Source organism: Psychrosphaera sp., from assembly GCF_982872775.1.
The window spans coordinates 51,628-78,527 of sequence record NZ_CEYNSH010000002.1; the positions used below are offsets into that span (position 1 = coordinate 51,628).

At 42.6% G+C, this 26,900-nt stretch carries 24 protein-coding genes; 13 read left to right on the forward strand and 11 right to left on the reverse strand.

The genetic code is table 11. The annotated features are described in order from the left end of the window. Positions 1 to 157 precede the first annotated feature (157 nt). From AC4E96_RS00970 to coaD, 5 genes are all read right to left on the reverse strand, one after another. Positions 158 to 565 (reverse strand): phosphate ABC transporter substrate-binding protein, encoded by a 408-nt coding sequence (locus AC4E96_RS00970; RefSeq protein ID WP_488034254.1) that lies wholly within the window; start codon positions 563 to 565, stop codon positions 158 to 160. 15 nt (positions 566 to 580) lie between these two features. Beyond that, entirely contained in the window at positions 581 to 1,807 is a 1,227-nt protein-coding gene (locus AC4E96_RS00975; protein WP_490254635.1) for a hypothetical protein, read from the reverse strand. A gap of 162 nt (positions 1,808 to 1,969) precedes the next feature. Then, positions 1,970 to 2,902, reverse strand: coding sequence for a branched-chain amino acid transaminase (locus AC4E96_RS00980; RefSeq protein ID WP_490254636.1), 933 nt, complete (start codon positions 2,900 to 2,902; stop codon positions 1,970 to 1,972). Between the two features lie 187 nt (positions 2,903 to 3,089). After that, positions 3,090 to 4,064 carry a TraB/GumN family protein gene (locus tag AC4E96_RS00985; protein WP_490254637.1) on the reverse strand — a complete coding sequence of 325 codons (975 nt, stop codon included), beginning with the start codon at positions 4,062 to 4,064 and terminating at the stop codon, positions 3,090 to 3,092. Positions 4,065 to 4,077: 13 nt separating this feature from the next. Then, positions 4,078 to 4,560, reverse strand: a complete 483-nt coding sequence (gene coaD, locus AC4E96_RS00990) for a pantetheine-phosphate adenylyltransferase (RefSeq protein WP_490254676.1) — start codon at positions 4,558 to 4,560, stop codon at positions 4,078 to 4,080. 242 nt (positions 4,561 to 4,802) lie between these two features. Here coaD and AC4E96_RS00995 point away from each other — a divergent pair, with 242 nt between their 5' ends. The 3 genes from AC4E96_RS00995 to hldE are packed head-to-tail and all read left to right on the forward strand — an operon-like array spanning position 4,803 to position 7,513. After that, positions 4,803 to 5,471, forward strand: coding sequence for a TetR/AcrR family transcriptional regulator (locus AC4E96_RS00995; protein WP_488033052.1), 669 nt, complete (start codon positions 4,803 to 4,805; stop codon positions 5,469 to 5,471). After that, entirely contained in the window at positions 5,464 to 6,045 is a 582-nt protein-coding gene (locus AC4E96_RS01000; RefSeq protein WP_488033051.1) for a D-sedoheptulose-7-phosphate isomerase, read from the forward strand. The genes AC4E96_RS00995 and AC4E96_RS01000 overlap by 8 nt, the downstream gene beginning before the upstream one ends. Before the next feature lie 13 nt (positions 6,046 to 6,058). Continuing rightward, positions 6,059 to 7,513, forward strand: coding sequence for a bifunctional D-glycero-beta-D-manno-heptose-7-phosphate kinase/D-glycero-beta-D-manno-heptose 1-phosphate adenylyltransferase HldE (gene hldE, locus AC4E96_RS01005; RefSeq protein ID WP_490254638.1), 1,455 nt, complete (start codon positions 6,059 to 6,061; stop codon positions 7,511 to 7,513). Positions 7,514 to 7,596: 83 nt separating this feature from the next. On the opposite strand, the gene AC4E96_RS01010 is transcribed toward hldE, so the two are convergent. The 3 genes from AC4E96_RS01010 to AC4E96_RS01020 are packed head-to-tail and all read right to left on the reverse strand — an operon-like array spanning position 7,597 to position 10,911. Beyond that, the gene (locus tag AC4E96_RS01010) at positions 7,597 to 8,742 is read right to left on the reverse strand and encodes a DNA alkylation repair protein (RefSeq protein ID WP_490254639.1); all 1,146 of its coding nucleotides are present in this window, start codon (positions 8,740 to 8,742) and stop codon (positions 7,597 to 7,599) included. A 43-nt stretch (positions 8,743 to 8,785) separates the two neighbouring features. Next, positions 8,786 to 10,144, reverse strand: coding sequence for a 3-deoxy-D-manno-octulosonic acid transferase (locus AC4E96_RS01015; RefSeq protein ID WP_490254640.1), 1,359 nt, complete (start codon positions 10,142 to 10,144; stop codon positions 8,786 to 8,788). Next, positions 10,141 to 10,911 carry a 3-deoxy-D-manno-octulosonic acid kinase gene (locus tag AC4E96_RS01020; RefSeq protein ID WP_490254641.1) on the reverse strand — a complete coding sequence of 257 codons (771 nt, stop codon included), beginning with the start codon at positions 10,909 to 10,911 and terminating at the stop codon, positions 10,141 to 10,143. The genes AC4E96_RS01015 and AC4E96_RS01020 overlap by 4 nt, the downstream gene beginning before the upstream one ends. Before the next feature lie 88 nt (positions 10,912 to 10,999). On the opposite strand from AC4E96_RS01020, the gene AC4E96_RS01025 reads away from it, so the two are divergent. The 7 genes from AC4E96_RS01025 to AC4E96_RS01055 all read left to right on the forward strand — a co-directional run bounded on the left by AC4E96_RS01025 (position 11,000) and on the right by AC4E96_RS01055 (position 17,690). Beyond that, positions 11,000 to 12,049 carry a glycosyltransferase family 9 protein gene (locus tag AC4E96_RS01025; RefSeq protein ID WP_490254642.1) on the forward strand — a complete coding sequence of 350 codons (1,050 nt, stop codon included), beginning with the start codon at positions 11,000 to 11,002 and terminating at the stop codon, positions 12,047 to 12,049. Continuing rightward, a complete protein-coding gene (gene gmhB / locus AC4E96_RS01030) occupies positions 12,046 to 12,684 on the forward strand; it encodes a D-glycero-beta-D-manno-heptose 1,7-bisphosphate 7-phosphatase (RefSeq protein WP_490254643.1) in 639 nt (212 codons plus the stop codon). Before AC4E96_RS01025 ends, gmhB begins: the two co-directional genes overlap by 4 nt. 152 nt (positions 12,685 to 12,836) lie before the next feature. Next, on the forward strand, positions 12,837 to 14,030 hold the full coding sequence (locus AC4E96_RS01035) for a glycine C-acetyltransferase (protein WP_490254677.1): 1,194 nt from the start codon (positions 12,837 to 12,839) through the stop codon (positions 14,028 to 14,030). A gap of 2 nt (positions 14,031 to 14,032) precedes the next feature. Continuing rightward, positions 14,033 to 15,058: an L-threonine 3-dehydrogenase gene (gene tdh, locus AC4E96_RS01040; RefSeq protein WP_488033043.1), complete on the forward strand. Its 1,026-nt coding sequence runs from the start codon at positions 14,033 to 14,035 to the stop codon at positions 15,056 to 15,058. Between the two features lie 90 nt (positions 15,059 to 15,148). Beyond that, positions 15,149 to 15,565: a DUF1801 domain-containing protein gene (locus AC4E96_RS01045; RefSeq protein ID WP_488033042.1), complete on the forward strand. Its 417-nt coding sequence runs from the start codon at positions 15,149 to 15,151 to the stop codon at positions 15,563 to 15,565. Positions 15,566 to 15,613: 48 nt separating this feature from the next. Then, complete coding sequence (locus AC4E96_RS01050; RefSeq protein WP_488033041.1) at positions 15,614 to 16,144, forward strand: PH domain-containing protein; 531 nt, start codon at positions 15,614 to 15,616, stop codon at positions 16,142 to 16,144. Further along, positions 16,119 to 17,690 carry a PH domain-containing protein gene (locus AC4E96_RS01055; protein WP_490254644.1) on the forward strand — a complete coding sequence of 524 codons (1,572 nt, stop codon included), beginning with the start codon at positions 16,119 to 16,121 and terminating at the stop codon, positions 17,688 to 17,690. The genes AC4E96_RS01050 and AC4E96_RS01055 overlap by 26 nt, the downstream gene beginning before the upstream one ends. A 118-nt stretch (positions 17,691 to 17,808) precedes the next feature. Here AC4E96_RS01055 and AC4E96_RS01060 read toward each other — a convergent pair whose 3' ends face one another. The 3 genes from AC4E96_RS01060 to AC4E96_RS01070 form a co-directional block, all read right to left on the reverse strand. Then, positions 17,809 to 19,284, reverse strand: coding sequence for a TrkH family potassium uptake protein (locus tag AC4E96_RS01060; protein WP_488033039.1), 1,476 nt, complete (start codon positions 19,282 to 19,284; stop codon positions 17,809 to 17,811). A gap of 40 nt (positions 19,285 to 19,324) precedes the next feature. Further along, positions 19,325 to 20,644, reverse strand: coding sequence for a Xaa-Pro dipeptidase (gene pepQ / locus AC4E96_RS01065; protein ID WP_490254678.1), 1,320 nt, complete (start codon positions 20,642 to 20,644; stop codon positions 19,325 to 19,327). Positions 20,645 to 20,719: 75 nt separating this feature from the next. After that, positions 20,720 to 22,681 carry a transglycosylase SLT domain-containing protein gene (locus AC4E96_RS01070; protein ID WP_490254645.1) on the reverse strand — a complete coding sequence of 654 codons (1,962 nt, stop codon included), beginning with the start codon at positions 22,679 to 22,681 and terminating at the stop codon, positions 20,720 to 20,722. A 224-nt stretch (positions 22,682 to 22,905) separates the two neighbouring features. On the opposite strand from AC4E96_RS01070, the gene fadB reads away from it, so the two are divergent. The 3 genes from fadB to tusA all read left to right on the forward strand — a co-directional run bounded on the left by fadB (position 22,906) and on the right by tusA (position 26,805). Continuing rightward, positions 22,906 to 25,071 carry a fatty acid oxidation complex subunit alpha FadB gene (fadB, locus tag AC4E96_RS01075; RefSeq protein ID WP_490254646.1) on the forward strand — a complete coding sequence of 722 codons (2,166 nt, stop codon included), beginning with the start codon at positions 22,906 to 22,908 and terminating at the stop codon, positions 25,069 to 25,071. A gap of 11 nt (positions 25,072 to 25,082) precedes the next feature. Beyond that, complete coding sequence (gene fadA, locus AC4E96_RS01080; protein ID WP_490254647.1) at positions 25,083 to 26,243, forward strand: acetyl-CoA C-acyltransferase FadA; 1,161 nt, start codon at positions 25,083 to 25,085, stop codon at positions 26,241 to 26,243. Positions 26,244 to 26,523: 280 nt separating this feature from the next. Next, complete coding sequence (tusA, locus tag AC4E96_RS01085; protein ID WP_488033035.1) at positions 26,524 to 26,805, forward strand: sulfurtransferase TusA; 282 nt, start codon at positions 26,524 to 26,526, stop codon at positions 26,803 to 26,805. Positions 26,806 to 26,900: the final 95 nt, after the last annotated feature.

Consider the following 26,900-nt stretch of genomic DNA (forward strand, 5'->3'; position numbering starts at 1 on the left):
ACAAAACCACCTATTAAAGAGCCAAATCCCGATATGTTAATATCCTCATTCCCAAGTACCGAGGGTGGTAGAGTTAAACCAGCGACTAACAGACATGCACTGAACTTAATGTTACTTTTTTGCTTAATACTCATACATAAACCTATTAAGTTACATTTCAAAATTCGAAGACAACTCTGACAGTGTCATCGACATCGGCCTTGTCCATAACTCCAATAGCTCCCTTATGTTTGGCAACAAACTCCCGTACGGCCATCGAACTCTCTAGCTCCAAGGGTGGCGTCGCTCGCCCAGTAAAACGCATTTTGGCCCAATACCCGGTATACTGAGATTCGGACTTATTCAGAACCAAACTGTTGAACTCTTTTCTAATTTCATTTTCACTGTCAAGTGTTGCTAGTTTAGCGGGGTCGCCATTATCAAATGAACCTTTGCGTGCCAAAAAAAGCTTTTTAATATCCGAGCTCGTCACTTTTGACAGGTTTTCAGAATTAACCACAACCACGCTCTTGGCTACAGAGCTAAAAGACAATACCAATGTAATGAGAATCAGTAGTTTTTTCATATTTAGCTTCCCCAATTAAAACGCAAAGTCTAGCGCAAAAAACAGCGCCGTACTGTCGGTATCGCCATCCCTATCGTTGTCTATGAACACGGCGGCGTCACCTTCATCGTTAAACGAAAGCAACTCCACCTTTAGTGCTGCTGCAGATGACAAGTTGTATCGAGTTCCAACTCCCACAGAGTTATAATCGTCATCAAGTGACCCAGTTAGCCCATCTTCAAAACCATTTGAGATTCCGCCTGGCGCAATAAAACGAAAGTCACCTTCGAAGTTGGAATAAAAGATATAAGGTGTCCACTTATCGAACCGTTTGGCAAAGGAGACAAACCAAGAGGTATAGATATCTGTATATTTATTCCACTCGGCTGTCGCTATAGTGTCACCGTTATCATATTGGACGGAAAGGTCCAGAAACTCAGTATCAACCCATTCACCACCAAAGGCTGGGTTGGATGGGTAGTTGCCCTCTTCATAAGAGGTAAAGTTTTCTCTGCCATCTAAATAAGAAACTCGAAAATCGAAATCACTGATCTGACTGCTGACGACAATACCTATTAGATCTCGATAGTCTTTAGTCGTTCTCAGACCTGACACGCCTCTAAATTTGCCATCATTATTATAAAGCTGTGCCGTTTTGTACTGATCAATTGTCGTAATAAGGGTATTAGGATCTGTAGACTCTTGCCCGAGATATAGACGTAACTGAGAGGTCACGTCACCAAAGTCGAAATTCATATCGAGATTCACACCTTGATAGTTGGTTAGCGCTAATGAATAGGCATCCGATGGGATGCGTAACCATGGATACGCCACGCCCACGTCCATGTAGTCAGAAAATCGATAAACCGGTAGACGCATTTGGCCAAATTTGATGCTTGCCTCTGGGGTAACATCATATGTTCCGTAAAACCACTCGAGCTTTGGATCAAAATCATTAACCCCTCTAAACATCACTTGCCCAGTCACACTTAGTTTTGGCTTTATTTGATAAACCGCCTGTAGGCCCACTCTCGATTCGGTTTTAAACTCGATACCGTCTACGTATTGGCCAGCAGCATCCGGTAACCGAGCAAAATAGCCGTCGCCGTCAAGGACTGTGCCACCAACAATTGAGCCAAAACCTGAGATTCTGAAGTCATTATTGGCAAATAATGTTGGGCTACTTAAGGCCATTAGTAGAAGAGGAATTGCTTTAAATGTTGCAAGTGGTGGCTTAGTCATTGTTTTTGTCATTTGGCTCATTCGGTTTTCCTTACATCAAAACAAAATAAGTATAGACAAAGATAAGTAGGTTGCTTTTTAAGCGTAAAATAAATTTATTGTATAGATTTTGGACACAAAAAAAGCCGCATTAGGCGACTTTTTATAATTCAATTTTGTTGTTGAGTTTAACGCATTCCAGATTTATTTAACTGGCGTTAACCAACCCCATTTGTCTTCAGTAGTACCGTTGAACAAGCCAAAGAACGCATCTTGAACTTGTTTTGTGATTGGACCGCGTTTTCCGTTGCCAACATTAATGCCGTCCACGCTGCGAACTGGTGTCACTTCTGCTGCCGTACCACACATTAGTACTTCATCTGCTAGGTAAAGCGCTTCACGAGGAATGTTTTGCTCGCGTACTTCATAACCCATATCACGTAATAAAGTGATGATTGTGTCACGAGTGATACCCGGTAAAATTGCTGCCGTTACTGGCGTTGTCGTTACAACATTGTTACGAATTACAAATAAGTTTTCACCTGCACCTTCAGAAACCATACCGTTAACGTCAAGAGCGATACCTTCACCGTAACCATGACGGCGAGCTTCCATTGAAATCAGCTGAGAAGACAAGTAGTTACCACCCGCTTTTGCACCAGTAGGCATAGTGTTCGCCGCTAGACGGTTCCAGCTAGAAATACCAGCATCAACACCGTTTTCCAACGCTTCTTCACCTAAATACGCGCCCCACTCCATCGCTGCAACTAAAACGTCAGCTTCAGTGTTGAATGGTACGGCTAAGCCTAAACCGATTTCGCCGTAAAACGCGGCTGGACGAAGGTAAGCTGATTTGAAGCCGTTTTTAACCACAACGTCTTTTTGCGCTTGGTTTAACTGCTCATGTGTGAACGGAATCGTCATTCGATAAATCTTAGCTGAGTCAAATAAACGCTTTGTGTGGTCATCTAAACGGAAGATACACGTGCCTTTATCTGGCGTGTCGTACGCTCTTACGCCTTCAAAAACTGAAGAGCCGTAGTGAATAGCGTGACTTAAAACGTGTACTTTTGCATCAGCAAACGGAATTAATTCTCCGTTGAACCAAATCTTCTCTGCAGATGATGGTAATGCCATGGTGATCCCCTTAAATTTTAGTTGGCGCAATTTTGCCCCAACCGCCGTTGAATAGCACTAACTCTATTCAATTCTCATGAAAATATTATTGTTCGACTTGTCAGCTTTTTTTACCACTTTTTAGAGTGAATATCCTAATTTATGGGGCTTGCCGGACAATTTGTGACTCGATAGATAAGGCTTACATTTAGTGTTTAATGTGCGCCTGTGTACTTTTGCCAATAAAAGAAAACTCTGCGGCCAAAATAGTAGGCAGTCCATAAGGTCCAATGTAATGCATAGTACCAGTGGCAACTAAAACAGAGTGCTCTTTTAATAATGGATCTAACACTGTTTTCCAAGCCTGGTTTCTGTCTATGATGAGCGCCTTTTCTAAGGCATTATCAAACTTGGTTTGGGTTAGAGTTTGTTGATACATTTTTTCAAAAGCATCAAGATCACCATCGAACCAAGCTGCTAGCATATTGTTTGGCAGTTCCGACATTTGCGTTAGCTCGGTCAGCGTATCACGCAGCATATCGTCGTAATTGATATTGGGGTTTTGTTCGAACAAATCATTGAAAAGCCTTAATTGCATATCAAAGGTTTCTAATTGAACAACTTGTTTGCCCTTGGTTTTTGCATAGTTTATTAGTTGCTGATCAACGCCAAGCGCCGGGCTTAATCCAAGTTCCTGATAGGCCATTTGCACCATGACAATCGCCAGCATCCAAGGCTTAAACCTTTGATATTGATCTAAAGACGTACCGTAAGCCCTAAAGAACTCATTCACCTCTTTTTGAACATCGTTAGACAGTACATCTTTTATGGTTTTATCTGCCGGTAACACGGCGTATTGCAGGACGGCTTGAGATTGTTCGAGTGGCGAAACTATAGACAAATCAACTTCTACAACTAAGGTGTCGACCGCATCTACTTTCTGTTTCAACCTCTTTGGCAACTGATTTAAGCGTTCATCCCCTACATGAATCGTCCCCACCAAGTAGTCGTCTTGGTTTATGCCTTTACCTTGCCAAATCGGCATGGCTGTGACGTTGGGGTTAAATAAAACACCAACCAATACAAAAAATACCGCTAGGACAGGCAGTCCCCAATAATATGCGTTAAGAAAAACGCGGTGAGCTAAATCACCAACCTGTGCTTTTTGCCACCTAGTAAACATGAATACGACCGTTTTAATTTTGAAACTTCTTATCTAGTGCTTGTTTTACCACATCCGGCACAAATGCACTGACATCTCCATGATGAGCAGCCACATCGCGAACGATGGTTGAAGAAATATGACTGGTTTCTGAACTTGGCGTTAACAATACGCTTTCAAGTTGGGGATTTAATTTGCGATTAACACTCGCCAATTGATATTCGTACTCAAAGTCAGCAACGGCTCTGACACCACGAATCAATACGGTTGCACCTTTTTCATTTGCATAATCCGCCAGCAAGCCTTTAAAGCCCTCGACTTCAACATTGTCCAAGTCTTTAAGAGCAGTTTGCGCCAATTCAACTCGCTCTTCCAAACTAAAAAGTGGCTGTTTTCGAGAACTCATTGCGATAGAAATAACCACTTTATCAAAGAGTTTGGCCGAGCGTCGGACGATATCGATGTGACCATTAGTAATGGGATCAAAAGTGCCTGGATAAATCGCTGTAATCATAATTGTATAAACCTTTTCAAAATGCTTTACACACTATAACAGATTTATTTTCGACGAAAAAAATCAGTTTAAATGGAATGTGGTAAAGTGTTTTTCATTGAGTCTGCAAAGACATGAATTAAAGAAAAAACATAGAGCTATTGATCTAATGTATAGTTCAATAGAAAATAAACTTATTTGCCTCCTGAGTCGATGACACAAAGGATTGGTTATTAGCGTTAACGGCTAATTTAAAGAGACTGGATATGAAAACAAAAGATCGTATTGTTCAAGCAAGTATTGAACTGTTTAATGCTAAAGGTGAACGCAACGTGACGACAAACCACATTGCCTCTCACTTGAACATTAGTCCGGGTAATTTGTATTACCACTTTAGGAACAAAGAAGAAATCATCCGCAATATTTTCACTAAATACGCGGATCACATGCAGGTTTCTTTTGAACCTGTAAAACCAAGCCAAGACCCTGTAAAAATCTTAACAAACTATCTCGACGCGGTTTTCTCAGCGCTTTATCACTTCAACTTTTTATACGACAACTTGCCAGTCATCATGGCAAGAGATCCTGAATTAAAAGTTCAGTACCTCGACATTCACAACCGTATGATGGAAAAAATTCATCAACTTGTTGTGAGCTTAGAAGTGGCAAACGTCATCAAAATGGATGCCGATGATATTGAAGATTTTTCTAACATTATCAAACAGCAAGTGACGTTTTGGATCAGCTACTGTAAAACCAGTCGCGAAGACACCACGATTACAAATGAATTGATTTATCACGGCTTGCTGAAAGTTTTACTATTATTTAAGCCATACGTAACCGATGAGTATCGTGAAGCCGTGCGTCAAATCACTGAGCGTTACACATCACTTGCCAATGGCGAAACGACCGAACAAGGGCCAACCGATGTTTAATATGCAACAAAGCTACCAAAATAACTTAACGCAACACTTAGAACTGTTTAAGCAAATGGAAGACTATTTGCCACAGGCTGAGGCCCTAGCCAACGCCTGTTTCGATGCGTTAAATAAAGGTGGCAAGATTGTATTTTTTGGTAATGGCGGCAGTGCCGCAGACAGCCAACACTTAGCGGCGGAATTTGTCGTTCGATTTAAAAAAGAGCGCCGCGCGCTTGCATCTATCGCTCTAACGACTGATACATCTATTTTGACCGCTAATGCCAATGACTATTCTTTTGACTCTGTCTTTTCTCGTCAAGTTGAAGCATTAGTAAATGAAAATGACGTTGTCATTGGTTTAACGACCAGCGGCACCAGCGCCAATATTAATTTAGCTCTCGAAGCAGCCAATGAGTTGGGCGCCTACACAGTTGCACTAACAGGCCGTGATGGCGGTAAAGTAAAAGATATCGCAAAGTTACCTATCATTATTAAAAATGACATCACAGCGCGTATTCAAGAAGCTCATATGTTTATTGGCCATTGGTTATGTGAAGCCATCGATGAACTAGTCACGCAAAATGACTAGGACTGAATGACACATGTTTGATTTATCAATTTTTAAGACACTGTCCAATAACAACATTTTGGTTGTTGGTGACGTAATGCTCGACCGTTATTGGACGGGTGACTCACAACGCATTTCACCAGAAGCTCCTGTTCCTGTCGTCAAAATATCTGACCTGGACGACAAGGTTGGTGGTGCAGCCAATGTGGCACGCAATATTGCTCACTTAGATGGCAAAGTCACACTTATGGGGATTATTGGTAATGACGAAAATGGTGAGCGTTTAAACCACTTACTTGCCGATGAAAGCGTTACTTCTAAGCTGCTAGTGCAAGATGACCAACCAACGATTGCCAAGTTACGCGTTATCAGTCGTCAACAACAAGTGGTTCGTTTGGATTTTGAAGAAAGTTTTGCCACTAAACACGCTGCGGCTTTGGTTGACGCCTTTAAAGCGGAGTTAGAAAATCATGAGTTTGTGGTTTTTTCTGACTACAACAAAGGCTCCCTGCAGTTTGTCACCGAAATGATTAAAATAGCCCGTGATGCGGGTAAAACGGTGTTAATCGATCCTAAATCAAAAGATCTATCGACATACTCTGGTGCTTCTGTTATCACACCGAACAAAACAGAGTTTGTTGCCGCCGGCGGCGTAGTGAGCTCAGACGAAGCAATTGTTGAGTCTGCACACGCAATCATGAACGACTGCAACATCGACTCTATTTTGCTTACCCGCAGTGAACAAGGCATGTCTGCTATCACTCGTGATAAGAAAGTCGATATGCCAGCACAAGTGCTTGAAGTCTCGGATGTTACCGGTGCAGGTGATACGGTCATCGCCACCTTAGCAATGATGATGGCCAGTGGTTTAGAGCTAGCTGATGCTGCCAAAATCGCCAATTTAGCGGCCGGTATTGTAGTGAGTAAACTTGGTGCTGCAACAGTTTCTCCAGAAGAGTTATATCAAGTAGTGAACAAACACTTATTTAGCTCTAAACAAAGTCACTATCAGACGCCATTTGACGATGTGCTGCAACACATCAAATTTGCCAAACAAAGCGGTGAACGTATCGTCTTTACCAATGGCTGTTTTGATATTTTACATGCCGGTCATGTTCATTATTTAGAGCAAGCCAAAGCGCTGGGTGATCGCCTAGTTGTCGGACTTAACAACGATGCGTCTATCACTCGATTAAAAGGCGAAGGCCGTCCTGTCAACCCATTGGCTCAGCGTGCGACTGTCATCAGTGGCTTAGCAAGTGTCGATTGGGTCATTCCTTTTGGCGAAGTAAATGGCGACGACTACGACGACACTCCATATCGACTGATTGAACAAGTCAGCCCAGATGTATTAGTAAAAGGCGGAGATTACACGCCAGAGTCTATTGTTGGCGCTGATTTAGTCCAGCAACGCGGTGGTGAAGTCGCGGTTATTGAGTTTGTCGATGGCTGTTCAACTACCAAGATAATTGAGAAAATAAAGCAGTAGTTCTTTGCTGAGTCATTAGTCTAGGGCGTCACTTTGTTAGCCGCTAGCCACCTTACTCATTGCTAACTGCATTACGTTTTCCATTAGGCATCTAACCAAAAGCTTGCTTCGGCAAGCTTTTTGCCATTTACCTGAATCTCAATGGCGTGTTCACCTGTGTAATATCGACGCGTTGAAATCGGCACTATTTTGTGGACCTTGTTAAGTTTTACTGATTCATTTGGCTCGAGCTTCAGTGACGTCCATTTAAAGGTCTTATTGGTTTGCTTGCCGTTCGCTTTTACGTGACGAACCACGTAATCCACCAATAATGATATAGAGCTCTCACCTCTGTTTTCTATCTCACTCTGTATTTCTTGATGCTCCCCTAATACCATTGACGGTAGAGACAACCTCAAATCAACGCTAATATTATCTGGTGAAAAGTAACCAAAAGCGGCCAAGGTATCGTGATGTCCAGCTTTAATGAGAGTGCGACAAGCGTGTTTTATCAATCGCTTCCTATGATGCTCACTTGGTCCCTTGCCTGCGGTGCTCAACCAATCTTTGGCCAACTCAGCAATCAAGTCTGGATGGTTTTTACTAATGTCATTAAGGTGATTGGCAACACTGCGTCTGACATATTCTGACTCATCATCTTTTAATGCTGAGAGGTACGGCAGAGCCAAGTTGGGTTCCGCTTTGAACCTTGGTAACTGCATAGCCCATGGTAATAGTGGTCGCGTTCCCTCACTCACCAACCGTCTAACATGATGACATGGGTGGCTTAGCCACCCTTCCATAATATCTAGACACTGGTGTGGTTCTTTTAATAACAAATGGCGGATCCCAAATTCACTACTGAATCGTTGGGTCATTTGTTTTAGGGTTTCTAGTGCTAACTCTGGGTGCTGTTGTCCCTGCTCACCCACCAACTCACTCATTGGCATAATAATCCAACCACAAAGCCCCTGTTCGTTTGACACTATGTCATCTAAGTCTTGATTCACCTCAACTGGGTGCAAGGCCATTTGCAGAATACGACACAAGGTATCAAAGTCTTTGGGTAAGAAATTAGAAAGTGCTTGTTGGATTTGCTGACTGCGCTGTTTTAATTCTAAGGAAGGAAAGCCCTTAACTGCATCAATACAAAACGCATCGGCATCAAAGTTAATGTTGAGCGTTTGGCAACGACTTGCAAGTACCTGAGCAGCTACGTCCACCAGCTCTTTGTTAAATAAGTCTTTCAATGTCGATTAATACCTATGAACGTTAACTTTTGTTGTGTGCTATCTATTTATTACTTGTCTCGCTTTTATTAACAACTTTATAAACGGTTTTGGCTATCACGCTAGTGAGCTCGGCATGAGACTGAATCGCTTTTAAGCCTGCTTGACCGACGGTATTACGTATATCTACACTCTCACACCAAAGCTGAATCGTGTCGCAGAATTCCTGTTCGTTTTGAGCAATCGCTAGCCCACCAACTTTTACTAATTCGTCACAGACTTCAGGGTTGTTATAGGTATGCGGACCCATGATAACGGGCTTGGCGTAAACGGATGCCTCAAGTGGGTTGTGACCACCTCGGTCGGTGATCGAACCGCCGACAAAGGCAAAGTCAGCTGCACCGTATAAAGTGCTCAGTTCACCCATAACATCGACTAAAATGACATCAGTTTTCGCCGTTATGTCTTCATTGAGGCTACGCTGTACAACATTAACGTCTTGAACAATTAAGTACTCAAGCACCTGGTGAAACCGATCTGGATGACGAGGGGCAATAATTAATAAAAGCTCCGGGAATTGAAGCTTAAGCTTTTTGTAGGTGTTGATGATAATTTCTTCTTCATCAAGGTGGGTACTACCAGCAATAAAGACCAATCGCTCATCTAAGTTAAGCTGGGTGCGTTTGCGCTTGGCGACGTCGATGTCCGGTAGCTCAATATCAAACTTAAGATTACCTACTATTTCAATGCGCTCTTCTTGTAACCCAAGGGCTGTGTATCCATCGAAATCGGCTTGGTTTCTAGCAATGACCTTTGAGATAGATTGAATCATTGGGCTGGCTAGCCAGTTTACCTTTTTGTACTTGGTCACGGTTTTAGGCGTCATTCTGGCGTTAATTATGATGACCGGAATCTTTCGGGCTTGGCATTTTCTAATTAAATTCGGCCACAGTTCAACTTCAACTATAAGCGTCAGTAATGGCTTTACCCGGCGAAGTAGTGCCGACATCATCCAAGGCAAATCAAGCGGCAGGTAGGTATGGAAAACTCGACTTTGATACTCAGCACACAACTTGCGATACAACTGTTGCTTGCCCGTTAGGGTATTCGTGGTGACTACAACATAGTGATCTGGGTGTTGGTCCAATATTTGTTTGATAACACCAATAGAAACGGTCACTTCGCCCATGGAGGCACAGTGAATCAGGACACTTTTGTTTTTAATGTGGCTAGGCAATTTTCTTGGGAATAAACCGAGTTTTTGGCCCCATTCAATGTCCATTTTGGCATTCGCACGAGCTCGGCGATTAAATACCTGCAAGGTGTAGCGGTGTAACAAAAACAATAAGTATTTGATTACTTCTGCGATCCCATATAGCGCTATAATTAAATTATATGGAATCAATGCAATCAATTGCTTCATTTTTGATATCCCGTCAGCAAGCATTGCCAATCCTGTTCTGAATAATTAAAAGTAGAATGAAGTCTTTTTTCTTTTTCCAAAGAACGCTTCAGTCTGTCTAAGTTTTGAGTTTGCCAATGCGTATCTGGCGCCTTCTTTTCACACCGGTCAAAGTCGATTAAAAACACTTCGTTTGATGGCTGTTTTATCAGTATATTATGAATATTCAAATCTGCATGATAAATGCCATTTTTATGAAACATCTTAATAACTTGGCCAATGTTTTGCCAGATATTTGAAGACAAAGGCGCTTTCTTTAAGGCATGAAAGCCATCCGACGCGTTTTCAATTTGCTCAATTAAAATGTCATTCATACACCATACGCCAAGGTGTTTTGAGATCATACCAGCAATTGGGCGAGGTACAGGTAGGCCCAGTTCAGTCATATGCTGAAGTAATTCAAACTCTTGATAAACTCTTGTTTTGGTTAAGCCTGTATACAAAAACTTATCTTTACTAAAGTATCGAACCATTCCTCCGCGGTAATAATGACGAAGCACCATTTTGAGAGACGAGCCAGCATGTTCGTATTTAATGAAGTAAGTGGTGTATCGACCTTTAGAAGTACCTGTTATGGCGTTATTTTTTTGCCAATGCGCTGGCTCAAACCACTTATTATTAACCTCTGTTAATAATTCAGGTGCCGCAAGGAACGTGTAATTGTCCTGTGTTTTTATGCCAAACGCGCCTTCTTTAGGCTGTGATGAAGAGTTTATTAAATTATTCAAACTTGATTCGTTTTAATTTCTTGTTGGAATAGCTATGATCATACCTTAGCACACACTGGGTAAGCCACTTTCATTTTTGGAGCAATTTTTGACTAAGCCACTTCAATCTATATGTATTTTAAGACTTTCTGCGATTGGTGATGTTTGTCACGCCGTAGCTGCCGTCCAAGCAATCCAAAGAGCAAATCCAAAAGCATCTATCACCTGGGTTATCGGCAAAGTGGAATATCAATTACTCAAAAATTTACCAGGTGTTGAATTTGTTATTTTTGAGAAAAGTAAAGGAAAAGAAGCCTTTAAACTTCTGCAAAAATCATTAGGCAAACGTGTTTTTGATGTGTTGTTACATATGCAAGTGGCTTTTCGTGCCAACTGGGCAACCAAATACATCCGTGCCAAACGCAAAGTTGGCTTTGACTGGGCTCACTCAAAAGAACTGCATAGCTTATTTATTGGCGAACGCATTAAAAAGCTGTCTTCGCCTCATGTTCTTGAAGGCTTTTTTGGCTTCGCCGAGCTTGTTGGTGTGCCAAGTGATGCCGTTAACGATTTGAGCTGGGATATTCCAGTTTCAGACAAAGACAAAGAGTTTGCCGCAAAGCGTATTGGCGACGGAAAACAACTGATTATCGCGCCTGCAGCCAGTAAAGAAGAACGCAATTGGCTTCCAGAACGTTATGCACAACTTGCCGACTATGCAGCAAGCAAAGGCTTTACTGTCACACTTTGTGGTGGTCCTGGACCACTGGACCGCGCCATTTCAGATGAAATTATCAAACATAGCAAAACAAGCATTAACGACTTTGTTGGCCAAACGACTTTAAAGCAAATGCTCGCCATGTTGGCACGTGCTTCGGTCGTTGTTGCTCCAGATACTGGGCCTGCGCATATGGCAGTGACACAGGGCGTTCCAGTGCTTGGCTTATACGCTCATTCAAATCCAGCGCGCACGGGTCCTTATTTGTATCAAGATTATGTTTGTAGCGCCTATGAGCAACATGCTGTAGCTCAATATGGCAAGCCCGTTGAGAAGCTAAAATGGGGTACTCGTGCGAAAGGCAAAGATTTAATGGAAGCCATTACTATCGAACAAGTCACTGCATCGTTTGACCGTATTTGTCAGGACTTTGAACTATGACCAAGCTGCCAAATGAGTTTTCACTGCCAAAAGATAAGGTCAGTAACGAGAACAAAATATCCGGATCACAAAAAGCCCTATTCCTCGACCGTGATGGTGTTATCAACGTCGATCATGGTTATGTAAGCCAACCAAACGACTTTGAATTTATTGACGATGTATTTGATGTATGTCGTTGGTTCCAGTCGCAAGGTTTTATTATTGTTGTGGTGACCAATCAGTCCGGTATTGGGCGCGGTTATTATGATGAAAAAACGTTTTGGGAGCTGACCAACTGGATGGTTGATGAGTTTAAAAAACAAGGGGTTACTATCTCTGATGTGCAATTTTGTCCGCACCATCCAACTAATGCACTTGTGCCGTATAAACAAGATTGTGACTGTCGAAAACCTCAACCGGGAATGTTATTAGCAGCGGCCGAAAAACTCGATATTGATATGAGTTTATCTGTCATGGTCGGCGACAAAGGTTCTGATATGAAAGCCGCGAGATCCGCAAACGTCCAATATAAATACTTGGTTGAGAGTGGACAGACGTTTTCGGATCAAGACGCAAAGTTAGCCGATAATGTATTTGCAAACCTGACTCAACTACAACAGCACTTTTCGCAAATCATATCTCAACGCACCGCTTAATTGCGGTGTTATTTGTAAGCATATTTTTACCCTTTTGTGCTCCGATCTCTATGCTATTAGCTGACGTAACCTAATATAACGAGTACAATTCATACCATCTTAGGGCTAATTACATATTGGCCTCACACATTCATAATTGGAGTATCAGATTGATGCGATCAGCAGGATTTTTTTCACACCTAAATGAACAAATCGAACAAGTAAAACAAGACGGCTTATATAAGTCAGAACGTGTCATTACTTCACAACAACAGTCCAATATCGATGTTGGCGATCAACAAGTTTTAAACTTCTGCGCGAACAACTACTTAGGTTTGGCCAATAACGAAGAGCTGATCAAAGCAGCCCAAGACGGCCTGGACCAACACGGTTTTGGTGTCGCGTCTGTTCGTTTCATTTGTGGTACTCAAGACATTCACAAAGAATTAGAAAGCAAAATCAGTCACTTCCTTAAAACTGAAGATACGATTTTGTACAGCTCTTGTTTTGACGCGAATGGCGGTCTTTTTGAAACGATTCTTAGCGCTGAAGATGCGATTATTTCTGACTCTCTTAACCACGCGTCTATTATTGATGGTGTTCGCCTGTCTAAGTGTAAACGTTACCGTTATGCCAACAACGACATGGCGGACTTAGAGAAGCAACTACAACAAGCCGATGCGGATGGTGCACGATTCAAGCTGATCGCGACTGACGGTGTATTCTCAATGGATGGCGTTATCTGTGATCTAAAAACCGTTTGCGACCTAGCTGACAAGTATGACGCTTTGGTCATGGTTGACGATTCTCATGCTGTAGGTTTCGTTGGTGAAAACGGTCGTGGTACACACGAATACTGCGACGTCCTTGACCGCGTTGATATTATCACTGGTACTTTAGGTAAAGCACTTGGTGGTGCATCTGGTGGTTACACTTCTGGCAAAAAAGAAGTGATTGAATGGTTACGTCAACGTTCACGTCCGTATTTATTCTCAAACTCTTTAGCGCCGTCAATTGTCACCGCCTCAATTAAAGTGCTTGATATGTTAGAACAAGGCTCTGAGTTGCGTGATCAACTATGGAAAAACGCGGATTACTTCCGCGCCCAAATGACAGAAGCCGGTTTTACCCTTGCTGGTAAAGACCATGCCATCATTCCAGTCATGTTAGGCGATGCAAAATTGGCGTCTACCTTTGCAGATAAAATGTTGGAACGCGGCATTTACGTGATTGGCTTTAGTTTCCCTGTTGTCCCTAAAGGCCAAGCGCGAATTCGTACTCAAATTTCAGCGGCTCATACAAAAGAACAGTTAGACAAAGCGATTAACGCCTTCATCGAAGTTGGCAAAGAGTTAAAGGTAATTTAAGCATGAAAGCGTTAGCCAAAATAAAGTCTGAAAAAGGCATTTGGATGACCGACGCTGAAATGCCTGAGCTCGGTCACAATGATATTAAAATAAAAATCCGTAAAACCGCTATCTGTGGCACAGATATGCACATTTACAATTGGGATGAATGGGCACAAAACACAATTCCTGTTCCAATGACGGTTGGTCACGAATACGTCGGTGAAATCGTTGAAATCGGTCAAGAAGTAAAAGGCTTCGAGATTGGTGATCGCGTATCGGGCGAGGGCCACATTACTTGCGGTCATTGCCGTAACTGCCGTGCCGGTCGAGTTCACTTGTGCCGCAATACCACTGGTGTTGGCGTAGACCGTACAGGTGCTTTTGCTGAGTACCTAGTCATTCCAGCTTTCAACGCGTTTAAGATTCCTGACAATATTTCTGATGATTTGGCTTCGATTTTTGACCCGTTTGGCAATGCGGTTCATACAGCGTTGTCGTTTGACTTAGTTGGTGAAGACGTACTGATCACTGGTGCAGGCCCAATCGGTATCATGGCCGCAGCTGTGGCAAAGCACGTTGGCGCTCGTCACGTTGTGATCACTGACGTGAACCCATACCGACTCGCTCTTGCAGAAAAAATGGGCGCAACTAAAGCCGTTAACGTCGCAACGACTGATTTAAAAGACGTCATGAACGAGTTAGGCATGACCGAAGGCTTTGATGTTGGCCTTGAAATGTCTGGTGTACCAAGTGCATTTAGCAGCATGTTAGATAACATGAACCACGGCGGCAAAATCGCTATGTTAGGTATTCCTCCTGGCGATATGGCCGTTGACTGGAACCAAGTTATTTTTAAAGGCTTAGTCATTAAAGGTATTTATGGCCGTGAAATGTTTGAAACTTGGTACAAAATGGCTAGTCTTATTCAATCAGGATTAGACATTTCCCCTATCATTACTCACCACTACCACGTTGATGATTTTCAACAAGGTTTTGATACGATGGGTTCTGGGCAGTCAGGAAAAGTCATCTTGAACTGGGATTAAGCATAGTACTTTTATCCGCAAACAAACCAACAAAGCACTTAAGTTTATCTGACCTTTAAGTGCTTTGTTTTAACGGCAATGGAGATGAGGATGTCAGAGGCCAAAACCAAACCTACAGAGCTCAATGCAGAAGACTTTATTAGCAGCGTTCAAGACTCCAAAAAGCGCCAAGACGCCTTCACCCTTCTTTCCATGATGTCAGATATTACCCAACAACCACCTGTTATGTGGGGTGATAGTTTAATCGGCTTTGGCCATTACGATTATCAATATGAAAGTGGCCGCAAAGGCTCCTGGTTTAGAGTTGGATTTTCACCGAGAAAGCAAAATATCACACTCTATATAATGAATGGTTTCACCCAATACCAACACCTCTTAGCCCAACTTGGTAAACACAAAACAGGCAAGTCTTGCCTCTATATCAATAAGCTTGATGATATTGATCTCGATATACTGAAACAAATGGTTGCACTTTCATACCAAACAAAATTTGATAGTGAAATTTAACCTGCTAGATTAAGTTAACAACGGACCTTTTAAGAAAAGGATATTTTTGTGGTAACCAACGAGCAACTCGCCCTCGACTCCCTTCCTCAGTTCGAACAGGTAGACTTTGAGCCAATGGCCGAAGCAGCCCCGTTAGAAGGATTAATAAGTTGGGGTATCACCTTCTTTCTTCTCGGTATTATTTTAGGAGTTGGCTGGTTTGTACTGACGATGCCAATTGAAATTCTATACGTAGCTTTAGGCATATACGTTGGCTTAATTGCATGGATTGGCTACTACATCTATGCAAGCCACAAACGTCGCGGCATCGCAGTTCGCGAACAAGACGTTGTGTATAAATACGGACTCATTTGGCATACGCGAACTATCGTCCCTTTTAATCGCATCCAGCATATCGAAACCGTTCGCGGCCCAATTGAACGTATTCTCGGCCTCTCTACGATTAAAATATTTAGTGCTGGTGGTATCTCAGCCGACTTATCTATTGGTGGCCTTGAGGCCGAACGGGCGGCTCGATTAAAAAGAATTATTTTGACTAAGGCGAACAGTGAAAATGACGCAGCCGACGACGAATCTTGAAGCTGAAGTGAGTGTATCAAACCAGTGGCAAACGCTGTCTCCCGTCGCCATTTTATTTTTCATACTAAACTTTGCAATCCGTTTCTTTAAAGACGGTGTCCTAAATATGGGACCTGCTTTTGCCGTGTTCCTCACTCAAGTTGAAGATAAAAGCTTTTGGGGCATGATCGCGTTTTTGGTGTTTGTGGTCTTCTTGGTGATTTATTCATTTCTGTATTACAAAACGTTTCGCTTTAAAGTCCAAGGCGACAAGATTTTACTCACCAAAGGAATTCTCCAAAAAGAAACCACAACGCTGCAATTCAACAAGGTGCAAAACGTAAACCTCTCTGTTCCTTTTTACTTTCAACCGTTTAATTTAGTGAATTGTATTTTTGATTCTGCAGGCTCTAGCCAAAAAGAAATAAGCTTTCCAGGCGTCAAACTTGATTATGCTGACTCACTTCGCGACGCCATAATTTCTTATAAAAAAGCGTACAAATTATCTAACAAAGACCAAGAAGCGATAGAGTCCGAAAATAATATGCAAGGCGATGAAACGGCATTTCAAGATTCCGATACGCCAACGTTGCGCTTATCTATCAAAGAAGTCGCCAAGTTTGGCTTGTCATCAAATATGACTTTCTTATTGTTAGCTTTTCTTGCACCTTTTATGGAAATAATTATAGATACGGCCGAAAAATCTATTATTCCTTACCTCACCTCTGTAGTTAATATCTTAGCCACCAATAGTGATCAAGCCGAACGCGTCGCTATTGGAATATTTGTCGCTGGCGTCATTCTTGCCGCGGTAATGTTGTCTGTTCTAGCAGCAGTGATTCAGTTCTATAAATACGAGCTGTTTGTGAACAACGACAACTTAAAACGAGTTGCAGGCCTGTTCGATCGCCATCAAATCACCATGACCAAACACCGTATTCAAGCTGTTTCAATTAAACAGAACTGGGTGTTTTTATTGTTTAAGCGTGTCACCGTTCAGTTTCATCAAATGGCGACGTTTAAGGCGGGTTCAGCAAAAGATAAAAGTAATTTGTCCATTCCTACTCTATTACCGTCAAAATGTCCGGACATATTAAAACAAGCCTTTCCTGATTTAGCGGTCGATAACTTTGGGTTTACACGAATTAACAAACGGTTTTGGTCACGAACCTTTATCTTTTTGTGGTTATTACCGGTTGGCGTCGTAGGTGGGGTATTCACTTACTTCAACTTTTCGTTTGTCTACAGCTACTTCCTGTTGCCGATTGGATTCGGTCTAAGTTACTTGCGCTGGCGTCGATATGGCTTGTGGTACAACAATCAGTATATAGCCATTAGAAGTGGTTTATTTGGACATAAAATTAGCGTATTCCCAATTTACAAAGTGCAAAAGGTTTCGCTTATTGCGACTCCTGCAATGCGCCGTGCTGCATTATCTAGCGTTGAGCTACAAATGGCGTATGGTTCACTTAGTGTGCCTTATTTACCGCTTGAGAAGGCGCAGGCTTTTGCTAATTTGGTGATAAATGAAGTAGAAACCAACCAGGCTCATTGGCTTAACAATTAAGTATAGATTCTTCGCACTTTAGAGCCTAACTACCTCGGCTCTCAAGTTTTAATTGTTTGATCATCACAAGACGTTTATGAATAGAATTTTGATAGCTAGAAATTAATTTAACGAATTATTAACTACGCCAAAACGACGGAGTAAACAAAACCAACAAGGTAAAGACTTCAAGTCGACCAAATACCATGGCTAACATTAATATCCACTTACCAGTATCAGAGATTGATTGGTAGTTCGCGGCCACTTCACCGAGACCTGGTCCCAAGTTGTTGAGACACGCCGCTGTGGCGGTAAACGCCGTTAGGTTATCCATACCAGACGCAATCAGTGCCAACATGATGACAACAAATACCAAAGTATAAGCTGAGAAGAATCCCCAGACCGCCTCTAGGACTCGATCAGGTAATGCTTTCTTGCCTATTTTAATAGAGAAGATTGCTTTGGGGTGAACCAATCGGTTTAGCTCTCGAACACCTTGTTTAAACAGCAATAGCACTCGAATCACTTTCAAGCCGCCGCCTGTAGAACTCGCACAACCACCGATAAACGAACTAAAGATTAAAAGAATAGGTAAAAACAGCGGCCAAGAAGAAAAATCGGTTGTCGCAAAACCTGCTGTCGTAGAGATGGAAACTGCTTGGAATAGGCCCTGGTCAAAGGCTTCCCAACGATCATCAAATACACCTTGTTTTACTAATGTGTACCAACAGATCAGTACCAACACCACCTGAATAGCGATAAAGGTTTTGTACTCAGGGTCTTTTATGTATGTCAGAATCGATTTTATTTTTTCCTTACTACTCGTGACGTGTTTCCAAGCGGTAAAGTGCAATGAAAAGTTAGCCGCGGACACTAATAAGAAAAACACACAAATGGAGTTAATTGCTTGGCTATCAAAATACGCCAGGCTTGCGTCATGCGTCGAAAATCCACCAATGGCAATAGTCGAGAAGGCATGACAAATTGCGTCAAACACGGACATTCCTGCTAGCCAATAGGCCAATGCACAAAACGCCGTCAGTGCAACATAGATGTACCAGAGGTTTTTGGCCGTATCAGCGATACGCGGCGTCATTTTACTGTCTTTCATTGGGCCTGGAGTCTCAGCCCTATAAAGCTGCATTCCACCGACACCTAACAGTGGCAAAATAGCCACGGCTAATACAATGATACCCATTCCACCGAACCACTGGAGTTGCTGACGGTAAAACAAGAAGGATTTAGGTAGTGAGTCTAAGCCTGTTAGAACGGTTGCCCCTGTCGTCGTAAGTCCCGAAAAGGACTCAAAGAAAGCGTCGGCTACCGAAATCTCTGGCGATGTGGAAAAGATAAAAGGAAGTGCACCAAATGAACCCAGGACCAACCAAAAGAAAACAACGATTAAGAACCCTTCTCGCGCTCTTAGGTCTGCTTTTTGATTTCGGTTTGGATAAAAAACGGCGAGACCAGCCGTTATTGCAAAAACAAATGCAAGCACAAACGGTAAGCCACCGCCATCACGGTAAATGACCGACACAACGGCCGGTGGCAACATGGCAAAACTAAAAATGCATATTAGTAAGCCAAGGATCCGAATTATAGTGCGATATTGCATTGTTATTCTTATTGTTTTGGTGGTTTAAAAAGACAATACCCTATTCTAAACCAAGATCGCGAGTCATGTTCTCATTTTTCTCGCGGTGAACAATAATATTATCTTCAATTCGAATACCACCAAACGGCTTAAGCTTATCAACCGTATCCCAATTCACCATATCGTGCTTGTTCGTTCCGACTAAGTCACCTAAGAGTGAATCAATGAAATACAAACCAGGCTCAACGGTAAAGACCATATCAGCTTCGATTGGGCGTGTTGTACGCAGGAATGGATGACGCTCTGGTTGTGGAATATGGGTACCACGTTCATCCGCCATAAAACCACCAATATCATGGACTTGAAGGCCTAAATGATGCCCTAACCCGTGTGGGAAGAAAGTGTTGGTCAATCCAGACTCCACCGCTACCTCTGCGCTGACATTCGTAATATCAAATTGTCTTAGGATTTCACCAATTTGGTGGTGAGTCTGAATATGTAAATCAACATAACTACCACCCGGCTTTAAGCTATTGCCCATTTGCACGGTGACAAGATCGAGGGCTTTGATTAGATCTTTAAAGGTATTGTTTTCGCGACTATAAGTACGAGTAATGTCCGCTGCATAACCATTAAAGCCCGCGCCAGCATCAATTAAGAAACTACGTGAGTCTTTAGGAGCCTGGCGCTCAAAATGAGTGTAGTGCAAAATCGCGCAGTTTTCGTTTAGTGCCACGATGTTGCCATAAGGTGTATCGTTTTCACTTTGCTGACTTGCCATTAAATACGCTTGTTGGATGTCGTACTCTGAGCCACCCGCCAAAAACGTTTGCTCTGCAGCTTTGTGAGACATGACTGCTAAGCGGTTCGCTTCACGCATACAGTGCTTTTCATAATCTGTTTTGTAAGCACGATGGTAATGAATGAAGTTCACGACAGGCTCTGGATTGATATGACCAAAGTTTAGGGCCGTCGCCACATCAATGTGCTCACCTAAATAAGCATAATTAGCGCGGTCATAAGGTAAAAGCTTTTCTACTTCTGATGGGTGTTTTAATAATACAATTTCAAATTGCTCGGCCCAGTACTCAGAAGGCTCATCTGGTACCTTGTGCCAGAAGTCGACTGGACGATAGAAGATTAATTTTGGCTTGTCTTCACCATTAGTCACAATCCAGCAATGTGGATTATCGATGATAGGTACCCATGCTTTAAACTGTGGATTTGGCTTAAATGGATAATACATATCATCCAAAAATTGAATTTTGGCTTGTCCACTGTGAATAACTACGCCATCTAACCGTTCATTTTGCACAATTTGTTTTGTTAATCGCTGCAAGCGCTCGACGTGTGCAGGGTAAGTTGTCGCTAAGTTATTCATTAAAGTCATATAGGTTACTCCAAATTAATTTAAATTCAGTGTAACACCTATCCTCTTTGATATTAAAGAGACGCGCTATATTTCAGGTTCAACTTGAAGTTCTGTAAGGTCAGCTAAGGTTGACACTTTTTCACCCAGTCTTGTTTGATAAACCAACTCATAGGCATAAATAGCTTTAATGTAATTTCGTGTCTCTTTATACGGAATCGTTTCGACCCAAGCATCAGCGGCCATTGGCTGTTTTGGTAACCAACGCTCAACTTTATGGATACCTGCGTTATACGCGGCCAAGGATAATACTGGGTTGTCATCGGTTTTGTTAAACAGACGAGACAAATAACGCGCGCCTAACTCAATATTTTTTTGAGGCTGAAAGAGCTGGTTACGAGATACACGCCTTTTAGCAACGTAACTGGCTGTACTTGGTTTAAGTTGCATGAGACCGGCCGCCCCAGCATTTGAATAGGCATCAGTGATAAATGAGCTTTCCCTTCTTGCTACTGCATATAAAAGGCTGACGGGCATACTGGTTTGTTCAGCGGCTTGTTCAAACGTCGATTGATAGGCTAGTGGAAACCTAAGATTGATATCATTTAAATAACCGACTTGAGACAAGGTGAAAATTGGCCTGTCATGCCACCCGGACTCAGCGGCGAGATATGCGAGTGTTTCTAATTCTTGGACCGGACGCTCTGATACCAATAAGTTCCACTCTTTACGTGCCTCTAAAAAGCGATTGTATCTAAATAAGGTCATCGCTCGCTGGTAGGTTTTATTCTCGGTTAAGTCAGTGGCTTGATTAATATCGACGACCAAAGGCTCATGTCTCACATCATGCGGTACATTCAAATAATTAGCAGCCAAAAACCCGTAATAATCTCTGCGCTCAGCAAGTTCGTGTAATATCGTTTTTGACCAAGAAGCGTTATTTAGTTCTACGTCAGCTCTGGCTCGCCAAAATACGACGGCAGGATCGACCTGTAAATGTTCAGGCAACGCCACGAGCGTATCCATCAGCAATTGCCAATTACCTGTTTGAATCGCGGCGGCGATACGCCATTGTTTTACCGACTCATCTATCAAATCATCAGGTATTTTATTTAAAAGAGACAAGGCGACAGGCGACTGCGCAACCGCAAGCCCAATGGCAATATCTTTCTCAACACTCGCCAAAGCTAATGGGTTCATTGTTGAGAATGCGGGCTTACCATGAACGCGCCACCATTTGTAAGCCGACTCGGGGTTTGTGAACACCCACTTACCCATCGCATACTTTGCAATATCGAACTCAGCTTCGTCATAATGTAACCAAAACCCCTTACTTCCAATGCGATTCGGTTTGCTTTTTACTTTTATCCAAAGCTCGACAAGATATCGCTTTGACTCCGGCAAAGACTTTTTCAAATAGCGAGCTAGCCTAAACTGCTTGGCACTCACGGCCATTTTAATTCGTTCTAATTGCCGTTCTGGCGTCAGTAATTGCGCCTTCTGCCAACTCGCTAACACTTTATTACAACTGCGAGGAAGCGACTTGGCTGACAGCCACGTTTGATAAATTTCGTTATCCAATTGTTGAACGCTTGTACCTCGAGACATCAAAGCTTGATAGTAATGACAGTCGAGTCGAGTAGAGGCTTTTGGGTGATAGGCTTCAATAAATGCCGATTCAAATCGATTGGCAACTAAATAATTAAGCCACTTAGCTCTCAACTTTTGGCTAAAAGGTGCATCTTCGTATTGAGTGAGAAAGTCGTTAATAACGGTTTTTTTGGAGATAGACAGTGTGCTTTTTAGGTATTCGGCTTGGGCGTATGGCCACAGTGGATGATCAAGAAAATGCGCTGCGCTCGTTAAATATTCATCTTCTTTACCGGAACGAGCTAATGCTTCAAACGCTTCAAAACGCTCAATTTCTTGCTCTGCAGTATTGTGCCACTCAGAGGATATTTTATTGCTTGTATTGTTTGAAGATTCTTGCGCTATTACAACAGGTTGTTGAAGAACGAATAACACCAAACAAAAAACTAAAAACCGCATAACAAATCGCCAAACCTTCGCCTATCCTTATCAGTCTAAACTAAGTTAACAAATTTAACTGAGAAATACGCTGAAGTTTGGCGTGGTCAGCTGTGCGATTAACGAGTAAAGAGTGTGCATTTCGTACTTTTATTTGACTAAAGCCATTGATTTTTACTTAGTTAACCTCCACACTCATTACATTATATCAACTGGTCGTACCATTCAATTTGGGGAGTACAACAATGATTTTTAAAGGCCAAACCGTCAATGTAACTATGGGTGAGCATGGTATTGCCCACTTTACGTTTGATGCACCGGGCTCTGTTAATAAGTTTGACCAACAGACCATCCAAGACTGTCGTGACGCTACCGCAGCGATTAATGCAGACAGCAACATCAAAGCAGTATTGTTCCGCTCGGCAAAGCCAGCATTCATCGTGGGTGCAGACATCACAGAATTCTTAGATTCTTTCAAAGCTGAAGAAGCAGAACTTGTAAACTGGGTGAAAGCTAGCTCAGACATGTTCGACGGTATTGAAGACATTAAAGTACCAACGCTTTCTGCAATTTCAGGTTTTGCCTTAGGTGGTGGTTTTGAGCTTTGTCTTGCAACTGACTTCCGCGTCATTGATGAAACAGCACAAGTAGGTCTTCCAGAGAATAACTTAGGCCTTATCCCAGGTTTTGGTGGTACGGTTCGTCTTCCTCGTGTTATCGGTCCTGATAATGCTCTTGAGTGGATTACGTCAGCTCGTCCTAAGAAGCCAAAAGACGCGCTTAAGATGCGTGCTGTTGATGCGGCAACAAGCAGCGACAAGCTAATTGACGTAGCAACACAAATGTTACAAGACGCAATTGCTGGCAAATTAGATTGGCAATCACGTCGTGCTCAAAAGCAAGCGCCGATTCAATTTAACGAAACTGAATTAGAAAACGCCGTTACTGTTGCTAAGACAATGGTTATGGCAAAAGCAGGTAAACACTACCCTGCTCCAGTTGCTGCAGTAGACGCAGTTTATGAAGCGGCTGGCATGTCTCGTGACGACGCAATGCGCGTAGAGAACAAATACTTCGCCAAACTAGCTAAGACTGATGCAGCTACCGCGATGATCGGTAACTTCATGAATGACCAATACGTCAAAGGTCTTGCAAAGAAAGCGGGTAAAGCAAACCAACACGAAATCAAAAAAGCAGCCGTATTAGGTGCTGGCATCATGGGTGGCGGTATCGCTTTCCAATCAGCATCAAAAGGCACGCCTATCGTGATGAAAGACATCAACCAAGGTGCTCTTGATCAAGGCTTGGCTGAAGCGTCTAAGATTTTAAACAAAAAGCTTAAGAAAGGCCGTATCGATGGCAACAAGTTAGCGAAAACGCTTAACAACATCGAGCCTACGCTTAACAACGAAGCGCTTAAAGACACTAACTTCATCATCGAAGCCGTTGTTGAAAATCCAAAAGTTAAAGGTGCGGTTCTTGCTGAAGTAGAAGGTTTAGTAAGTGAAGATACGATCATCACATCAAACACCTCTACTATCTCTATCAACAAGCTAGCTGAGAGCCTAAAGCGCCCTGAAAAATTCTGTGGTATGCACTTCTTCAACCCGGTTCCACTAATGCAATTAGTTGAAGTTATCCGTGGTGAAAAGACATCTGAAGAAACGGTTGCAGCAACAGTTGCATACGCAACTAAGATGGGCAAAACAGCTATCGTTGTAAACGACTGTGCAGGTTTCTTTGTAAACCGCGTATTGTTCCCTTACTTCGCGGGTTTCAGCTTGTTACTTAACGACGGCGCTAAGTTCGCCAATGTTGATAAAGTAATGGAACGTGAATTCGGTTGGCCAATGGGCCCTGCAATGTTGTTAGACGTTGTTGGTATTGATACTGCGGACCACTGTACTGACGTTATGGCAGAAGCCTTCCCTACTCGAATGAAGAAGCTAGAAAACGACCCGATTTCAGTTCTTTACGGTAACGAATTCTATGGTCAGAAGAACACGAAAGGTTTCTACCAGCACAGCTTAGACAAGCGTGGTCGTCCTAAGAAAGAAATCTTAGACAGCACATTAGAAATGCTTGCAGGTGTTGCTTCTAACGATAAAGACTTCGACAAAGAAGAAATCATCGACCGTCTAATGATCCCAATGGTTAACGAAACCATCCGCTGTTTAGAAGAAGGCATTGTTGCTTCTCCTTCTGAAGCTGACATGGCTCTTCTATACGGTATCGGTTTCCCTCCATTCCGTGGCGGTGTATTCCGTTACGTTGATACCATTGGTCTTGCCAACTTCGTTGCGAAAGCCGACAAGTACAAAGACTTAGGTGAGATTTATCACGTAACTGACAAAACACGTCAAATGGCTGAAGCTGGCCAGGACTTTTACTCAACATACGCTGGCAAATAGGAGCAATGAAAATGAAAAACGTAGTAATTATCGATTGTGTACGCACAGCAATGGCGAAAGCCAGAAATGGTATGTTTGAGAACGTTCGTGCTGAAGATTTATCTGCAGCTGTGATGAAATCACTTTTAGAACGTAACCCTAAATTAGACGCGGCTCAAATTGACGATGTGATCTGGGGTTGTGTAATGCAAACTCTAGAGCAAGGTTTTAACGTTGGTCGTCAAGCGGCACTACTTGCAGGTATTCCGACTTCGGTTCCTGCGGTAACAGTTAACCGTTTATGTGGTTCTTCTATGCAGGCTCTTCATGATGCATCTGCAAAGATCATGGCGGGTCAAGGTGATGTGTTCTTAATTGGTGGTGTTGAGCACATGACGCACGTGCCAATGACACACGGTTTGGACTTCCACCCGAGCCTTAACCTTTCAACAGCGCAAGCGGCAGGATCGATGGGTCTTACTGCTGAAGCTCTAGCGCGTAAGTACAATATCTCTCGTGAACAGCAAGACGAGTTTGGTGTTCGTTCTCACCGCCTAGCTCACGAAGCGTCAGTTGAAGGCCGCTTTGCTAACGAAATCATTCCAGTTGAAGGTCACGATGCAAACGGTGCACTAGTCACTTGTGACTACGACGAAGTTATCCGTCCGGAGACTTCAATGGAATCAGTCGGTGGCTTGCGCCCTGTATTTAACCCAGTAAACGGTACGGTTACTGCAGCAACGTCTTCTGCCCTGTCTAACGGTGCATCAGGTATGCTTGTAATGAGTGAAGACAAAGCCAAAGAGCTAGGTCTTGAGTACCGCGCAAAAGTTAAGTCTATGGGTGTTTCAGGTTGTGAACCTTCAACGATGGGTTGGGGTCCAGTTCCTGCAACTGAACAAGCGCTTAAGAAAGCCGGCATGACAATCTCTGATGTTGAGCAATTCGAATTAAACGAAGCGTTTGCAGCTCAGGCGTTATCAGTTGTTAAAGGCTTAGGTATTGAAGACAAGATGGATCGTATCAACGTTAACGGTGGTGCGATTTCTCTTGGTCATCCGTTAGGCTGCTCTGGTGCACGTATTTCAACAACGCTTATCAACGCAATGGAGCACTCAGGTGCTAAAGTTGGTTTAGCGACGATGTGTATCGGTTTTGGTCAAGGTATCGCGACGATTTTCGAACGTCCATAATACGATACAAAGACTCAAACTTAACAAGAGTGTCACTAACGTGGCGCTCTTTTTTTGGGATATTTCACCCACTTTTATGACCAAGCTCACCTGGAATGACTTATTCCATATGCAATGGTGAGTTTAGATTAAAATTCGAGTATTATTTATATTAAGTGTAATAAGGGTTTTCCTCATTGCGCTTTTTTTTTTACCTTTTATATTCAAAGTAGCGACTCAGACTATAGCTACTTTGTTTTACGTACACTTTATTTGTAGTAGCAATAAATTAAGGCAGATGATGACCCCTGATTCAACGTCTCATATTTTGGAAAGTTTGGCGCTGAGTAATATAAATATTGAAGCCGAACTCGACGCAATTGGACTTCGTTGTCCAGAGCCTGTCATGATGGTCCGAAAACAAGTTCGCGCCCTCGATGATGGCGAAGTATTAATTGTTCATGCGGACGACCCAGCAGCAGTCAGAGATATCCCTTCATTCTGTCGTTTTATGGGCCATCAATTACTTGGTCAACAGACAGAGAAAAGTCCATATGTCTTTGTTATTAAAAAAGGACTATAGTGTGTTTACTAATATCGGAACATCTGTATGAACAAAACACAACAAAAGTGGTATCGCTATCTAAAGGCAGATAGAGTTCAGATTCTCGAACAATC

Excerpts from the sequence above, each read along its gene's own strand:
- fadB (WP_490254646.1), top strand. The coding sequence starts at position 22,906 with ATGATTTTTAAAGGCCAAACCGTCAATGTAACTATGGGTGAGCATGGT.
- AC4E96_RS00995 (WP_488033052.1), top strand. The coding sequence starts at position 4,803 with ATGAAAACAAAAGATCGTATTGTTCAAGCAAGTATTGAACTGTTTAAT.
- AC4E96_RS01035 (WP_490254677.1), top strand. The coding sequence starts at position 12,837 with ATGCGATCAGCAGGATTTTTTTCACACCTAAATGAACAAATCGAACAA.
- AC4E96_RS01045 (WP_488033042.1), top strand. The coding sequence starts at position 15,149 with ATGTCAGAGGCCAAAACCAAACCTACAGAGCTCAATGCAGAAGACTTT.
- AC4E96_RS01070 (WP_490254645.1), bottom strand. The coding sequence starts at position 22,681 with ATGCGGTTTTTAGTTTTTTGTTTGGTGTTATTCGTTCTTCAACAACCT.
- tusA (WP_488033035.1), top strand. The coding sequence starts at position 26,524 with ATGACCCCTGATTCAACGTCTCATATTTTGGAAAGTTTGGCGCTGAGT.
- tdh (WP_488033043.1), top strand. The coding sequence starts at position 14,033 with ATGAAAGCGTTAGCCAAAATAAAGTCTGAAAAAGGCATTTGGATGACC.
- AC4E96_RS01060 (WP_488033039.1), bottom strand. The coding sequence starts at position 19,284 with ATGCAATATCGCACTATAATTCGGATCCTTGGCTTACTAATATGCATT.
- pepQ (WP_490254678.1), bottom strand. The coding sequence starts at position 20,644 with ATGAATAACTTAGCGACAACTTACCCTGCACACGTCGAGCGCTTGCAG.
- hldE (WP_490254638.1), top strand. The coding sequence starts at position 6,059 with ATGTTTGATTTATCAATTTTTAAGACACTGTCCAATAACAACATTTTG.
- AC4E96_RS01015 (WP_490254640.1), bottom strand. The coding sequence starts at position 10,144 with ATGAAGCAATTGATTGCATTGATTCCATATAATTTAATTATAGCGCTA.
- AC4E96_RS00975 (WP_490254635.1), bottom strand. The coding sequence starts at position 1,807 with ATGAGCCAAATGACAAAAACAATGACTAAGCCACCACTTGCAACATTT.
- fadA (WP_490254647.1), top strand. The coding sequence starts at position 25,083 with ATGAAAAACGTAGTAATTATCGATTGTGTACGCACAGCAATGGCGAAA.
- AC4E96_RS00970 (WP_488034254.1), bottom strand. The coding sequence starts at position 565 with ATGAAAAAACTACTGATTCTCATTACATTGGTATTGTCTTTTAGCTCT.
- AC4E96_RS00980 (WP_490254636.1), bottom strand. The coding sequence starts at position 2,902 with ATGGCATTACCATCATCTGCAGAGAAGATTTGGTTCAACGGAGAATTA.
- AC4E96_RS01000 (WP_488033051.1), top strand. The coding sequence starts at position 5,464 with ATGTTTAATATGCAACAAAGCTACCAAAATAACTTAACGCAACACTTA.
- gmhB (WP_490254643.1), top strand. The coding sequence starts at position 12,046 with ATGACCAAGCTGCCAAATGAGTTTTCACTGCCAAAAGATAAGGTCAGT.
- AC4E96_RS00985 (WP_490254637.1), bottom strand. The coding sequence starts at position 4,064 with ATGTTTACTAGGTGGCAAAAAGCACAGGTTGGTGATTTAGCTCACCGC.
- AC4E96_RS01055 (WP_490254644.1), top strand. The coding sequence starts at position 16,119 with ATGACGCAGCCGACGACGAATCTTGAAGCTGAAGTGAGTGTATCAAAC.